This window comes from Microbacterium sp. NPDC090281, assembly GCF_044769635.1.
Classification (GTDB): Bacteria; Actinomycetota; Actinomycetes; order Actinomycetales; family Microbacteriaceae; genus Microbacterium.
Genome location: NZ_JBIVYH010000001.1, coordinates 512,094 through 526,778, shown reverse-complemented (window position 1 = coordinate 526,778; position 14,685 = coordinate 512,094). Strand labels below are relative to the sequence as shown.

Sequence of the window (14,685 nt, the reverse complement as noted above, 5' to 3'; positions counted from 1 at the left end):
AGAGCGATGTTCGACAGTCCGCTCTCGGCTTCGGCCTACGAGATCCTCGAAGTCGACCCCACCGTCGACGACGTCGAGCTGCGCCGCGCCTACCGTCTGCGCCTGCGCCAGACGCACCCCGACACCGGCGGTGACGCGGCGGTCTTCATCCAGGTGCAGCGCGCGTGGGAGCTGGTCGGGACCGTCGAGGGCCGTGCGGCGTACGACCGCCGAGCCGGCATGACCACCGGCACCAGCACCGAGACCGACACCGGTGCTGGCTGGAGCGGATGGCGGCCTGCTGCAGCTCGCACCGACACCCGTCCCCGCGCCCGCTCCTACGGCCACCCCGGCGGATGGCGTCGCGAACGCTACCTCGTGCTCATCCGCGAATGGGCCGGCCGCGGCGTCGAGGTTCCCGACCCGTACGACCCCGCACTCGTGCGTTCGGCACCGCGCGACCTGCGCCGGATGCTCGCCGACGCTCTCGCAGAGGAAGCCACGGCACGCACGGTCTCCGACCTCGGCATGGGCTTCACGGTGTGGCACGACGTCGCCGTGGGAGCGGATGCCGACGACAAACTCGACCATGTGGTGCTGGGCCCGTCCGGACTGTACGGCGTGATGTCGGAAGACTTCGGAGGAGTGGTGGGCTTCCGCCGCGGCGAGATCACCGGCCCGAGTCTGGGCACCCGCGCACCCGTCACCGCGACGCTCGGCCGGATGCGCACGATCGCCAAGGCCGCGCGCGTGCGCTTCGGCGGCGCCATCATCGTGCTGCCCGACGACGACCTCGCCCAGGCCGTGACCCCGCTCGGCACGAGCCGCGGAGTCCCGGTCGTCGTGGTGCGCCGCAGCGCTCTCGCCATGGTGCTTCGCCAGGGCGTTCCGCAGGCGCGGGCCATCGGCGGCAACGAGCTGTTCGACGTGCGCACGCGCCTGCAGCAGACCGTCCGCTTCGTCTGAGCCCGCGCTTCGCCACGCTTTCCAGAAGGCGCCGTACCGTTGACTTCCGCAATCAAACCGGTTTACACTCATCAAACCGGTTCACCGATGAGCGCATCGGAGCGTCCGGAACCCACGAGGAGGTGGCATGAGCCGCACGACCATCGCCGATGTCGCTCGCGAAGCAGGCGTCACGAAGGCCACGGTCTCGCACGCCCTGAGCGGCAACCGCCCGATCTCCGACGAGACGAAGGCGAAGGTCCTCGCAGCGGCCGAGAAGCTGAACTGGGCACCGAGCCAGAGCGCGCGGGCACTCGCCACCCGTCGGGCCAACGCGGTCGCCGTGGTGCTGGCCCGCGACCCCCAGGTCATCGCGAACGACTCCTTCTTCCCGGCCTTCATCGCCGGCGTCGAGTCGGTGCTCGCCGAGACCGAGACGGCTCTCCTGCTCCAAGTCGTCCCCGACCGCGACGCCGAGGAACGGGCATACCGCACGCTCACCCACGGCCGCGCCGACGGCGCCCTCCTGCTCGACCTGCGCACCGACGACTGGCGCGTGCCCTTCCTCGACGACCTCGGACTGCCCACCGTGCTGGTGGGCGCCTATGACCAGCCGACCGGGTTCTCGTGCGTGCGAACCGATGACACCGCCCCGGTCCGCGAGATCATCGCGCACCTCCGGGCCGCCGGACACGAACGCATCGCCCACGTCTCCGGGCCGCTCGAATACGTGCACTCGAAAGCGCGTGCAGACGCCTATGTCGCGGCGATCGGCGACGACGAGCTGCTCCGCGAGGGCGACTTCACCGCCGCGAGCGGCCGCACCCGCACCGCCGAGCTCCTCGCCCTGCCCGACCGCCCGACCGCGATCCTCTACTCGAACGACACCATGGCCATCGCCGGGCTCTCCTACGCCCGCTCTCAGGGCCTCTCGATCCCGCAGGACCTCGCGATCTCGGGCTTCGACGACGACCACCTCTCCGCCCACCTGTCTCCGGCGCTGACCAGCGTCTCATCCGACCCCGCGGCCCGAGGCCGCGCCGCCGCCCGCCTCCTGCGGGCAGACATCCTCGGGGCGCAGCCGCGCACCGAGATCGTCGACTGCAACGTCGTGCACTTCCGGGAGAGCACCAGCTAGTCGACATCCGCATCACCGCAGCACCACCACCCGCAGCGTCACCACCCGCAGCGTCACCACCCGCAGTGTCAAGGAGGACACCATGAAGAAGCTCCGCGCAATCGCCTTGATCGGCGCCACCGCTCTCATCGCCACCGGATGCTCGGCCGGAGGCGGCGGTGGCGAAAGCTCAGCCGACGGCACCGGCCCCATCAGCATCTGGCTCTCCAACAACGAACAGGAACTCGCCTGGGGCACCGCCGTGGTCAAGGCCTGGAACGACGAGCACCCCAACGAGAAGGTCAAGGCGCAGGAGATCCCCGCCGGCTCCTCGTCGGAAGAGGCGATCACCGCCGCGATCACCGCAGGCACGGCTCCCTGCCTCGTCTACAACGTGGCGCCGGCCGCGGTCTCGGGCTGGGTCAAACAGGGCGGACTCGTCGACCTCAGCAAGATCGACGGCGGCAGCGACTACATCACCGAGCGCGGCGGAGAGGTCGATGCCTACGCGAGCGACGGCAGCTTCTACCAGCTCCCGTGGAAGTCGAACCCCGTGATGGTCATGTACAACAAGGCGCTCTTCCAGGCCGCAGGGATCGACCCGGAAGACCCGCAGATGAACACGTACGACGCGTTCCTCGAGGGGTCGCGCGCGATCGTCGCCTCCGGCGTGCAGAGTGCGATCTGGCCGGCACCGACGAGCGAGTTCTACCAGCCGTGGTTCGACTTCTATCCGCTGTATCTGGCCGAGACCGACGGCACGATGCTCGTCGAAGACGGCAAGTCCACGTTCGACTCGGATGCCGGGCGCACCGTCTCGGAGTTCTGGAAGACCTTCTACGACGAGAAGCTGTCGCCGAACGAGGCGTCGACCGACGACGCGATGTCGGCAGGCACCACTGCGATGCAGCTCGCCGGCCCCTGGGCGATCCCCTCCTACGCCGACACCGTCGACGTCGGCTTCATGCCGGTGCCGACCAGCGACGGCCGGGAGACTCCGACGACCTTCGCCGACTCGAAGAGCGTGTCGATGTTCACGGCCTGCAAGAACCAGGGCACCGCGTGGGAGTTCCTGAAGTTCTCCACCAGCGAGGACAGCGACGGCCAGCTGCTCGAGGCCACGGGGCAGATGCCGATGCGCACCGGACTCACCGACACCTACGGCGACTACTTCGCTGCGAACCCGAACTACGTGGCGTTCGCCGAGCAGGCCGAGAAGACCGCCGACGTCCCCAGCATCCCGAACTCCGTCGAGGCGTGGCAGGCATTCCGCGACGAATACTCCTCCGCCGTGATCTTCGACAAGGAGTCGATCGACGACTTCCTCGGGAACGCGGCGAAGAAGATCGACGCGCTCGTCGCCGAGTGACACCGTGACCGATAAGAATAGGTTGCGCACCCGATGGCTGGGTGCGCAACCGATCGGCGGCCTGTTCGCGCTGCCGTACTTCGTGTTCGTGATCGCGATCTTCGCGTATCCCCTCGCGTTCGCGGTCTACATCGCCTTCCACGACTACTTCTTCACCGCTCCGGGCACCGAGGTCGATCGCCCGTTCGTGGGCTTCGACAACTTCGTCACGGTGCTCACCGACCCGCGGGTGCTCGGATCGTTCCGCAACACCCTGATCTTCCTGGTCATCAACGTGCCCCTCACGGCCGTGCTCGCCCTCGTGCTCGCGGCGGCCCTGAACACCGGAATCCGCTGGGTCGCGGCCTACCGGGTCGCGTTCTACGTGCCGTATCTGACCGCGAGCGTCTCGCTCGTGGGCGTGTGGATGCTGCTGTTCTCGGGCAACGGGCTGATCAACACGATCCTCGGCCCGCTCGCCCCCGATCCGTCGTGGCTCGTGAACAGCGGACTCGCGATGCCGATGATCGCGTTCTACGTGACCTGGAAGCAGCTCGGGTTCTACATCCTGCTGTATCTGGCGGCGCTGCAGAACGTGCCGAAGGAGCTGTACGAGTCTGCCGAGACCGACGGTGCCGGCGTGCTCTCGCGCTTCCGCCACGTCACGATCCCCGGGGTGCGCAGCGCCACGACCCTCGTGCTGATCCTGTCGATCATCACCGGCGCGAACCTCTTCACCGAGCCCTACCTGCTCACCAACGGCGGCGGCCCTGACGGCGCATCGACCACTCCGGTGCTGCTGATCTACCAGCTGGGCATCCAGCAGCAGAACCCCGACACCGCAGCGGCCATCGGCATGATCCTCGTGATCCTCGTCGGCATGCTCTCGCTGGCGGCCAACCGCGCGACCAGGGAGCGATGATGAAACGCAAGCGTTCAGTCCCCCGCATCCTGAGCATCATCCTGCTCACGATCGCGGCCATCGGCTTCGCCTTCCCGTTCTACTTCATGATCGTGGGGGCGTTCCAGGAGAGTCCGACGAACTCCCCGAGCGAGCTGTTCCCGACGAGCGGATGGACGGTCGACAACTTCGTCGCGATCGACTCCCGGATCGACCTGGTCGGCTCCCTGCTGAACTCGCTGATCTTCACGGCCGGCGTGCTGCTGGGAACCGTCGTGTTCGGGCTGCTCGCCGGGTACGCGATCGCCCGCCTCGACTTCCGCGGTCGTGGCGTGATCTGGGTGCTGATGCTGCTCGTACAGATGGTGCCGTTCCAGCTGCTGATGATCCCGCTCTACGTGCAGATCACCCGCAACTACGGCCTCGGCGACTCGTACATGGGCATGATCCTGCCGTTCCTCATCAACACCACGGCGGTGTTCATCTTCGTGCAGTTCTTCAAGGCGCTGCCGGTGGAGATCTTCGAAGCGGCGCGGATCGACGGCGCGGGCGAGATCCGCCTGCTGACATCCGTCGCGATCCCGCTCATCCGTCCCGTGCTGGTGACGGTCGTGCTGGTCACCTTCATCGGCCCCTGGAACGAGTTCCTCTGGCCCTTCCTCATCACGAAGGATGCGAGCCTGCAGCCGCTGGCCGTGTCGCTGGCGAACTACATCTCCAACGTGGCGCAGTCCACGGCCAACCCGAACGGCGCGATCCTCGCCGGCGCCACGGCGCTCGCGTTCCCCGTCGTCATCCTGTTCGTCGTCTTCCAGCGCTTCTTCAAGGCCACCGACCTCGGCGCGGCCGTCAAAGGCTAGCCCCCATCCCCCAGCCAGAAAGGGCCCCCATGTTCACCGGAGCCTCCTTCCCCCTCGGTCCGTTCACGCCCTATGAGGGCAACCCCATCCTGCGTCCGCGCGGCGACAGTTGGGAGTCGGCCAACCTCTACAACCCGGCGGCCCTCGTCGACGGCGATGAGGTGGTGCTGCTCTACCGGGCGCACGCCGACGACATCATCTCCCACATCGGCCTCGCCCGCTCCCGGGACGGGGTGACCTTCACCCGCGAGGACGCACCGATCCTCTCCCCCTCCGAGGACTACGAGACCTACGGGTGCGAAGACCCGCGCATCGCGCTGATCGACGGCACCTACTACCTCACCTACACGGGCTGGGACCGCCGCAGCGCGCAGCTGTGCCTGGCGACCTCGACCGACCTGCGCACCTGGACCAAGCACGGTCCGCTGTTCGACGACTTCGACACGTTCAAGACCATGGACCCGCGCGGTTTCAACTGGTCGAAGGCCGGGGTCATCGTTCCGCAGCGGATGCACGGGAAGTGGTGGATGTACTTCGGCGAGGGGGCGATCTACTGGGCGACCAGCGACGACCTCATCCACTGGACCCCGGGCACGGCCGACACCGACCCGATGTACTCGCCGACGCCCGGCACCTGGGATGAGGCGCTGGTAGAGATCGGCACCTCCCCTGTGGTCACCGACAACGGGCTGCTGCTCTTCCTCACCAACGGCGCCACCCGTGTCGTGCACGACGACGGCACCGTCGACGTCGACTACCGCTGCGGGCAGATCGCGATCGACCCGGACGAACCGACGAAGGTCATCGCCCGCCTGCAGGAGCCCTGGCTGCGCCCGCAGACCTTCGAGGACATGCACGGGCTCGTCTCGAACGTGACCTTCGTGGAGGGGCTCGTGAAGTTCCGCGGCAAGTGGTTCGCGTACTACGGGCAGTCCGACACGACGCTGGCGGTCGCGATCCACGATCCGGCCGAGTCGTGGGGTCGCGCGCTGCGCGATGGCGGAGAGGCGTGATGACATGGACGCCTCCCGACGCACCTTCCTGACGTTCACGGCGGCAGCCTCCGCGCTCGTCCTCCTCCCCGTCGATGCCGCCATGGGCGCGACGAGCGCTGCGCCCGGCACGGCGATGCGGCCGTTCGAGGCCGCGCGCCGACCACGACTGACGAACCTCGCCCACCTGCGATTCCTCCTCGCCGATGTTCCGGTCGTCGCGAGCGCGACCCACACGACGTTCGGGATCGAGGCGCAACCCACGGTCCGCGCACCCTGGACCTACGCCGACACCGACGGTGCCGGCGGCTATCGACCAGTGGGCGGCGGCACCCGCGATGCGCTGACCGGATACTGGTCGCAGGGCGCGTACAACGCCGACGACATCGCCCGCGCCGCCGTCGTGTTCGTCCGCGAGTGGAAGGCCACGGGCGACGCACAGAGCCGCGACGAGGCCAGAGACGTGCTCCGTTCGCTCGCCTTCCTGCAAACGGCATCCGGGCCGAATGCCGGGCGCGTGGTGCTGTGGCAGCAGGAGGACGGCACCCTGACCCCCAGCGCCGTCCCCGTCGAGCTGCCCGACCCCTCGGACTCGGCGGAGTCGTACTGGCTCGCCCGCTCGGTCTGGGCCTTCGGCGAGGGCTATGCGGCCTTCCGTCGCGACGACCCGGAGTTCGCGGCATTCCTCCTCGCGAGGCTGCACCTGTGCCTCGACGCGCTGGGCCTCGAGTCGCTCTCCCGCGCCGGCCAGTGGGTGCGAAGCGATGGGCAGAGGCTCCCCGCCTGGCTGATCGCCGGAGGAGCGGATGCCACGGCCGAGGCCATGCTCGGTCTCGCTGCCGCCGCCGAGGCCGGGGACTCCCGCAGCCGGACGGCCCTGCAGTCGTACGGCGAGGGCGTGGCCGCGATGGCGACCGACCCCGCGCGGGGCTGGCCGTTCGGTGCCGTGCTGCCGTGGACGGGTTCGCTCGGGTTCTGGCACGCGTGGGGTGCGGCGGCGCCGGAGGCACTGGCCAGAGCCGGAGCGCTGCTCCGGCGTCGGGACTGGTCGGCCGCAGCACTCTCGGATGCCGGACGCTTCACCCCGCAGGTGCTGGCATCGGGCGGGCCCCACAACGCGTGGGCGCCGCTTCCGGCCGAGGCGCAGATCGCGTACGGCGCGCACGGCCGCGTGGCCGGCGCGCTCCAGGCATCCGCAGTCGGAGGGGAAGGGCTCCGCCTACTCGCGGGACTCGCCGCCGGATGGTTCTTCGGCGCGAACACCGCCGGCATCCCGGTGTACGACGCAGCGACGGGTGTCACCTTCGATGGGGTCGAGACCGATGGACGGGTGAACCGCAACTCGGGCGCCGAGTCGACGATCCATGGCCTGTTGACGATGCAGCTGCTCGACGCGAACCGCGACGTGGCCGACCTGGCAACCTCGATCACCGGCCTCACCGCGAACACCGGTCTGCGCGTCATCGATGCCGAGACCGCGCGACTCTCCCCCGGATGCGTGGTCGAGCGGCCGGACGGCGGGGCCTGGACGGGTGAGGGGAACCTGTCAGGCGGCGCCTACGTGCGCATCCCCCGCGGCGAGTGGGTCGAGTTCGACGTCACCGAGTCCGGCGGCATCCTGCACGGTGTCGTGTGGCGGCAGGCGGCAGATGCGGGCGAGGCCGAGTGGGAGGTCTTCCGCGGACGCCGTCGACTGTGGAAGACCCGCACCGCGGCGGGCTCGACCGGAGACCGCGGCCTCACCGAGGCCGACGGGATGCTCGTGCCGGAGCTTCTCGGTGGCGATCTGCCGGAGACAGCGGTGACGGTGCGCTGCACGAGTCGCGGCGATGTGCGCCTCGATGCCCTGCTGATCCAGCCGCGGATCGCGAGCGCGGTGTATTCGACGCGCTCGGGCTCCGCCGTGCTCTACGCCAACGGCGCCCGCCAGGATCAGCGGGTCCCACCGCTCGCGCCAGGCACCGGGCGCGCCTACGACGCAGACGGCTCGCCGCGCGGCAACGCGGCGCAGAGCGGGAAGGTGCGGGTGCGCGGTACCGGCTTCACCGTGACGCGCAGCTGACCCGCACCCCTCGGCCGATCCACGCCGACCATGACAATGCCCCGACGAGCAGAAGAGCTCGTCGGGGCATTGCCTGTTGCCTAGTCCTGCAGCTGTCGACGACGACGGATGGCGGGGAGGAGCATCCCTCCCGCGAAGAGCATCAGCCCACCCAGCAGCAGACCGCCCGAAAGCACTCCACCGGTCACCGCCAGTGTGGGCGGCGGCGGCGGGAACACTCGCGTGGTCGTCTCGGACGGAGGCGGAACGATCGTCCCTCCCCCGGGCGGGACGCCTGTCGCGGTGGCCACGTTCCGCACCTGTCCACGACCGACGTCGGCGGTGGTTACGGTGTGCGCAGGCACCGTGCAGGTCATCTGCGCTCCGGAGCCGAGGCTCGTGGCGGGACACGTGACCGGACCAGCCGTGGGGTCGCTGACCACGATGTCGTCGATGGTCTGCGCACCGGTGTTCGTCACGATGATCGTCCACTCGATGCGGTCACCGGGGTCGATGACGCCGTTGCCGTTGACGTCGACCGGGTTCGCGCGCTTCTCGAGGGCGAGCGAGTTGGTGCCGTCGAACGGGACCTCGACCGTCGAAGGCGGCGAAACCGGGGGCTGGCCCGACGGCGGAGTGCCGGTGGCGATGGCGGTGTTCGTCAGGAGACCCGAGTCCACGTCGGCCTGCGTCGTCTGATACTCCGCCGTGCAGGTGACGATCTGACCGGGCAGCATGCTCGCAGCCCCGGCCGGGCACTCGATCGCAGACAGTGACCCGGATCCGGAGAACGCCGTCTCGTCGACCGTCACGTCGGTGAGGGTGACGTTGCCGGTGTTCGTGACCACGAACGAGTAGGCGAGCGTCTGCCCCACGGCCGTCATCGTCGCAGGCGTCGCCGACTTCACGATGCTGATCGCAGGAGCCGGGACGATGGGTACTTCGGTCTCAGAAGGCGGTGAGACCGGAGGAACGAGACCACCGGGCGGAACCCCGGTCGCGGTCGCGCTGTTCGTGACCTGCCCCGCATTCACATCCGCCTGGGTCAGCACGTACGTTGCGGTGCAGACGATCTGCACGCTCGGCGCCAGGGAGGCCGCGCCGGCTGGGCACACGACCGGAGACAGCGTTCCCGAACCGGAGAAGTCCTCCTCGTTCACGGTCACATTCGCGAGAGTGACGTTGCCGGTGTTGGTGACCACGAAGGAGTAGGTGATCTCCTGTCCGACCTGATAGGCCTCAGGGGTGTTCGGGCTCGCCGACTTGACGACGCTGATGCCGGGCACGGGGTTCGGCGGGACGACGACGGTCGACGGCGGAGACACCGGAGGCTCACCCGTCGGCGGATTGCCGGTGGTCGTCGCCGTGTTGCTCACTCCTCCGGCATCGATATCAGCCTGGGTCACCACGTAGGAAGCCGTGCACGTGACGGTCGCCCCTGCCGCGAGCGATGCCGCGCCGGCAGGGCACGTGATCTGCGGAGGCGTCCCCGTTCCGGTGAACGCCGTCTCGGTCACCGTCACGCCCGTGAGCGTGACGTTGCCGGTGTTCGTCACCAGGAACGAATAGTTGATCGTCTCGCCCGCCGCCGTGATCTGGGTGCGGTCGGCCGTCTTCGCCACGGTCAGCCCCGGTGTCGAGACGACGGGGATCTCGACGGTCGACGGCGGAGACACCGGCGGTGTGCCCGAGGGCGGAGTGCCGGTCGCGGTGGCCGTGTTGTCGAGGGAGTCGGAGTTGTAGTCAGCGGCTGTCGTCGTATAGGTCGCCGTGCATGTGATCTGCGCGCCCGGGATCATCGAGGCGGCACCCGCCGGGCAGGTGATGGCCGGCGGCGTTCCGGTACCCGAGAAGGCCGTCTCATCGACCGTGACGTTCGTGAGCGTGACGTTGCCGGAGTTGATCACCTGGAACGAGTAGGCGATCGCCTGCCCCGCTGCCGTGATCTCCGTGGTGTCGGCGCTCTTCACGAGGGTGAGCGCGGAGGTGGCCGTCGCCGGCACGTTCACGGTCGATGGCGGGGAGACGGGAGGGACGAGGATGCCCGGCGGGACACCCGTCGCGGTCGCGGTGTTCGAGAGGGAGCCGCTGTCGATGTCGGCCTGTGTGAGCGTGTAGCTCGCGGTGCAGGTCGTCTGCGCTCCGGGAGCGAGCGGAGCGGTCGGACAGACCGGCGTCGTCATGGTCCCGGAACCGGTGAACGCGGTCTCGTCGACGGAGATGTCGGTGAGGGGCACGTCGCCCGTGTTCGTGACCACGAACGTGTAGTCGATGACCTGCCCGACGTTGAAGTCGTCCGGCCCGGACGGTGACGCCGACTTGAACAGCGACACCCCCGGGGTCGCCGCGGCGATGGTGAGGGCATAGTCCTCCACCTCGCCGGGGGCTCCCGCGCCCGTGGGCGTGGATGTCGTCAAGCCGGTGCCGGTCTCGATCCGAAATCGGGCGAAGGTCGCACCGGCGACCGTCTGCGCGATGATGCCCGACCAGTTGAGAGTCACCGACGTTCCATCCGGCGTGTCTGCCGGGACGACGACGGACGCTCCCTCGTTCGCGTCGAAGATGCCGTTGCGGTTGAAGTCGACCCAGCCGACGAGCGTCGCCGCCTGGCCTTCCACCTTGTTCGAGGCCAGCACCGATACCGAGTAGCTGCCGGTGATCCCGGCCGTGATCGGGCCGAGGGTCGCGACGCCGTTCTCGTCGTTGATGAACTGGTTCGGCGCGGTGCCACCGACCTGGTTGTCGCCTGTCGCGGTGGGGCTGAACTGCATCGCCGCCTCGGTGTCGGCCGACCAGCCGAGGTAGGTCGCGGCGTTCAGCTCGTGCGAGACGACGCCATAGCTGGCGGGAGCATCGCCGAAGTCGTCGGGGATGGTGGCGCAGGAGGGGTTGAACCCGTCGATGCCCTCGCCGCCGCCCTGAGCACGGTAGCCGCGCACGACGATGTCGCTCGTTCCGGTGGTGGCTGCGGGACCACAGCGCGGGGTCGGGGTGTCCAGCCCGCCGGTGGTGTTGAAGTTCTCACCGATGGTGATGACGGTCGGGGTGGCGGCCAGATCGATGCGGATCGCGCCCGCCGGCGCCAGAGTCATCGGGCGACAGGTGATCTGCACGGACGACGGCCAGCGGTCGGCGCCGTTGCCGACGAAGGTGGTGCCGGTGATCCGGTGCACGAAGGTGTTGGCCGGGCAGGTGCCGGTCTGCACGTTGCCGCGGCTGTTATCCCAGGTGGGGCCCGTGATCCACGTCGGATTCACGGTGCCGGTGACGATCCCGGCATTGTTCACGGTGATGGTCGAGCACTGGATGCTGAACCGCACGAGGATGGAGTTGGCGCCGCCCGGCTGGCTGGCGTCACGGTTCTCCGTCTGCACTCCGGTGAGCACAGAGTTGGATGGACACTCCGTCGGTGCGGTGAGGTCTTTGTCCGAGCCGACCGTGGCTGCCTCGGTCGACGGGCCGAGGTACAGCTGGGCGGCATCGCCCGGAGCGGCCGTCGCAGGCGAAGCCGGTACGACCAGTGCGGTGAGCACGAGGGTCAACAGTGCGGCGACGGCCCAGGACTTGCGACGCGCATCCGCGGATCGCACGCGGGACGACCAAAACCCGCGTTGCTGAGGGCGACGACCTCTGATCTTGAATCGCGTGCTGGTCTGAATCTGCATGAGCCCCCCTCGGCATCGCCTGGGCGGGCATCGCTCAGACCAATATTCTGCAAGCTGTGATTTTGCCTAGAGTATCCGAGAGGCAACCGGAACCCAACCCCCCTTTTTTCGCCCCAGACCACGGAAAACCTGGGTCCGCCGACAACGGCCGGATCGCATGCCGGTATTCTTTCTTTTGAGTTACTCAAATAAAGGCGTAGGCTCTCGTTCATGGAGACAGAACTCGACTCGGCGCTTCGCAACGCCGGGCTTCGGGCGACCGCGGGCCGCGTCGCCGTACTCGAGGCGCTGGATTCCATGGCCCATACAGATGCGGAACGGATCTACCGCGCCGTATCGGAAGTGCTCCCGACCACGTCGATCCAGTCGGTGCACAACATCCTCGCGGACCTGACGACGGCGGATCTCATCCGCCGGATCGAACCGGCAGGCTCCGCGGCGCTCTACGAGCGGCGCATCCACGACAACCACCACCACGTCGTCTGCACCTCCTGCGGTGCCGTCGGCGATGTGGACTGCGTCGTGGGTGAAGCTCCGTGTCTCACCCCGTCATCGACGGGGGGATTCACCGTCCAGACAGCCGAAGTCACCTTCTGGGGCCTGTGCCCCAGTTGCCAAAACGCCGCGCAGTAGCAGTCCGCCGAACGTCCGTCCCCGGATGGGGGTATTCGTTGCGCCTGCGCGGAGAAGGAGAACACCATGACGAAACCTGCCACCACCACACAGGCCGGAGCCCCGATCGCGAGTGACACCCACTCGCTCACCGTCGGCGCCGACGGCCCCACGGTCCTCCACGACCACTACCTGGTCGAGAAGATCGCCGCCTTCAACCGGGAGCGCGTGCCGGAGCGAAACCCGCACGCCAAGGGCGGCGGCGCTTTCGGCGAGTTCGTCGTCACGGAAGACGTGTCGGCATACACCCGGGCGGCCGTCTTCCAGCCGGGCGCGACGAGCGAGACGCTCATCCGCTTCTCCTCCGTCGCCGGAGAGCAGGGCTCTCCCGACACCTGGCGCGACGTGCGCGGATTCTCGCTTCGCATGTACTCGGAAGAGGGCAACTTCGACATCGTCGGCAACAACACGCCCACCTTCTTCCTGCGCGACGCGATCAAGTTCCCGGACTTCATCCACTCGCAGAAGCGTCTGGGCGACTCTGGCCTGCGCGACCCCGACATGCAGTGGGACTTCTGGACGCTGTCGCCGGAGACCGCGCACCAGGTGACCTACCTCATGGGAGACCGCGGCCTCCCGCTGAGCTGGCGGCACATGAACGGCTACGGCTCGCACACCTACTCCTGGGTGAATGCGGCGGGCGAGCTCTTCTGGGTGCGCTACCACTTCGTTTCGCACCAGGGCGTCGAGGCGATGAGCCCCGACGAGGCGCAGCAGCTCGCCGGATCCGACGCCGACCACTACCGGCGCGACCTGTTCGACGCGATCGCACGCGGCGAGCACCCCTCGTGGGACCTCTACGTGCAGATCATGCCCTACGACGAGGCGAAGACCTATCGCTTCAACCCGTTCGATCTGACGAAGACCATCTCGCTCAAGGACTACCCGCGCATCAAGGTCGGCACGCTGACCCTGAACCGGAATCCGGAGAACTTCTTCGCCGAGATCGAGCAGGCCGGCTTCTCGCCGGGGAACCAGGTGCCCGGCACCGGCATCTCGCCGGACAAGATGCTGATGGGCCGGATCTTCGCCTACCCCGACGCGCAGCGCCACCGCATCGGCGCGAACTACAACCAGCTGCCGGTGAACCAGCCGCACGCCGCCGAAGCTCGCAACTACCAGCACGAGGGCGCGATGCGGTACCAGCACAACGACGCAGCGCACCGCACCTACCAGCCGAACTCCTTCGGCGCAGCCGGCGGCCCTGAGGCCGACCCGGCGAAGGGGATCGAAGCGAACTGGGAGGCCGACGGCGAGCTCGTGCGTTCTGCCGCCACGCTGCACGCCGAAGATGACGACTTCGGCCAGCCCGGCACGCTCTACCGCGAGGTGTTCGACGACGAGCAGCGGGCACGGTTCCTGGAGACCCTCACCGGTCAGGGACGCTCCATCACCGTCGACGCCATCCGCGAGCGGTTCTTCCAGTACTGGACGAACGTGGACGCAGGTCTCGGGGCCGCGCTGCGCGACCGGGTCTGATCCGCACGACCGCCTGACCCTGCGGCCTCCTGGACGACATCTCGTCTCCAGGAGGCCGCATCGCCGCTGCTAGCGTTGCGGCATGGCACTGTTCTCCCGGAAGCCGAAGCCTGCGCTTCACCGCGTGATCATCCACTTCGCACAACCCGTCTCCCCGATCACCCGACATGCCCAGGAAGACGGGATCGTCGGGACTCTGCTGCCGCAGCTCGATGCGACTGCGCGGATCATCGGCGGCGGCACCGGACTTTCCCCGGACGGCGAGCCGGTTTCGTGCGACATCGAACTCGAGGTCACGACCGCCGACATCGACCGGGTCCTTGCCGCCCTCATCGGCGTGCTCGACGACAACGGCATCGCGCGAGGATCCTGGGTCACCCTCGACGGCGTGAAGCACCCCGTGGGGTCGAGCGAGTTCGTACTGCTGCGCACGCGCATCGACGATGCCTCAGCTGCGGAAGAAGTCGACCTGACCACAGCCCTCCAAGAGGCACTGGGCTCCGGCACCATCGGCTGGCACGACGAGACCTACTCGGGAGCGGACGGCCCCGTCTACGTCTTCAGCGGCCCTTCGGCCGAACGCATCCTCGCTGCCCTCCGGCTCGCTCTGCCGGAGCACGCCCTGCTCGATGGGGCCGTGTTGGCCTCGGTGACCGCGGGAGCCGCAGAGGCCGAGTGAGATAGCC

Annotated in this window: 11 protein-coding genes; 10 read left to right on the top strand and 1 reads right to left on the bottom strand. The window is 68.5% G+C overall.

Annotation, left to right across the window (positions count from 1 at the left end):
- Positions 1 to 6: 6 nt before the first annotated feature.
- The 7 genes from ACIQTX_RS02540 to ACIQTX_RS02510 all read left to right on the top strand — a co-directional run bounded on the left by ACIQTX_RS02540 (position 7) and on the right by ACIQTX_RS02510 (position 8,204).
- The gene (locus ACIQTX_RS02540; protein ID WP_402968475.1) at positions 7 to 945 is read left to right on the top strand and encodes a DnaJ domain-containing protein; all 939 of its coding nucleotides are present in this window, start codon (positions 7 to 9) and stop codon (positions 943 to 945) included.
- 127 nt (positions 946 to 1,072) lie between these two features.
- Positions 1,073 to 2,062: a LacI family DNA-binding transcriptional regulator gene (locus ACIQTX_RS02535; RefSeq protein WP_105526079.1), complete on the top strand. Its 990-nt coding sequence runs from the start codon at positions 1,073 to 1,075 to the stop codon at positions 2,060 to 2,062.
- Between the two features lie 82 nt (positions 2,063 to 2,144).
- The gene (locus ACIQTX_RS02530) at positions 2,145 to 3,410 is read left to right on the top strand and encodes an extracellular solute-binding protein (protein ID WP_402968471.1); all 1,266 of its coding nucleotides are present in this window, start codon (positions 2,145 to 2,147) and stop codon (positions 3,408 to 3,410) included.
- Between the two features lie 4 nt (positions 3,411 to 3,414).
- Complete coding sequence (locus tag ACIQTX_RS02525; protein WP_402968468.1) at positions 3,415 to 4,311, top strand: carbohydrate ABC transporter permease; 897 nt, start codon at positions 3,415 to 3,417, stop codon at positions 4,309 to 4,311.
- Positions 4,308 to 5,150 carry a carbohydrate ABC transporter permease gene (locus tag ACIQTX_RS02520; protein ID WP_105526082.1) on the top strand — a complete coding sequence of 281 codons (843 nt, stop codon included), beginning with the start codon at positions 4,308 to 4,310 and terminating at the stop codon, positions 5,148 to 5,150. The genes ACIQTX_RS02525 and ACIQTX_RS02520 overlap by 4 nt, the downstream gene beginning before the upstream one ends.
- Before the next feature lie 29 nt (positions 5,151 to 5,179).
- The gene (locus ACIQTX_RS02515) at positions 5,180 to 6,163 is read left to right on the top strand and encodes a glycoside hydrolase family 130 protein (RefSeq protein ID WP_402968465.1); all 984 of its coding nucleotides are present in this window, start codon (positions 5,180 to 5,182) and stop codon (positions 6,161 to 6,163) included.
- A gap of 4 nt (positions 6,164 to 6,167) precedes the next feature.
- Positions 6,168 to 8,204 (top strand): hypothetical protein, encoded by a 2,037-nt coding sequence (locus ACIQTX_RS02510; protein WP_402968462.1) that lies wholly within the window; start codon positions 6,168 to 6,170, stop codon positions 8,202 to 8,204.
- Between the two features lie 80 nt (positions 8,205 to 8,284).
- Here ACIQTX_RS02510 and ACIQTX_RS02505 read toward each other — a convergent pair whose 3' ends face one another.
- Positions 8,285 to 11,848, bottom strand: coding sequence for a GEVED domain-containing protein (locus tag ACIQTX_RS02505; RefSeq protein WP_402968459.1), 3,564 nt, complete (start codon positions 11,846 to 11,848; stop codon positions 8,285 to 8,287).
- Between the two features lie 210 nt (positions 11,849 to 12,058).
- Here ACIQTX_RS02505 and ACIQTX_RS02500 point away from each other — a divergent pair, with 210 nt between their 5' ends.
- From ACIQTX_RS02500 to ACIQTX_RS02490, 3 genes are all read left to right on the top strand, one after another.
- Complete coding sequence (locus ACIQTX_RS02500) at positions 12,059 to 12,481, top strand: Fur family transcriptional regulator (protein ID WP_028501068.1); 423 nt, start codon at positions 12,059 to 12,061, stop codon at positions 12,479 to 12,481.
- 66 nt (positions 12,482 to 12,547) lie between these two features.
- A complete protein-coding gene (locus ACIQTX_RS02495; protein WP_402968454.1) occupies positions 12,548 to 13,999 on the top strand; it encodes a catalase in 1,452 nt (483 codons plus the stop codon).
- 82 nt (positions 14,000 to 14,081) lie between these two features.
- Positions 14,082 to 14,678, top strand: coding sequence for a hypothetical protein (locus ACIQTX_RS02490; RefSeq protein WP_402968451.1), 597 nt, complete (start codon positions 14,082 to 14,084; stop codon positions 14,676 to 14,678).
- The last annotated feature ends 7 nt before the right edge of the window (positions 14,679 to 14,685 follow it).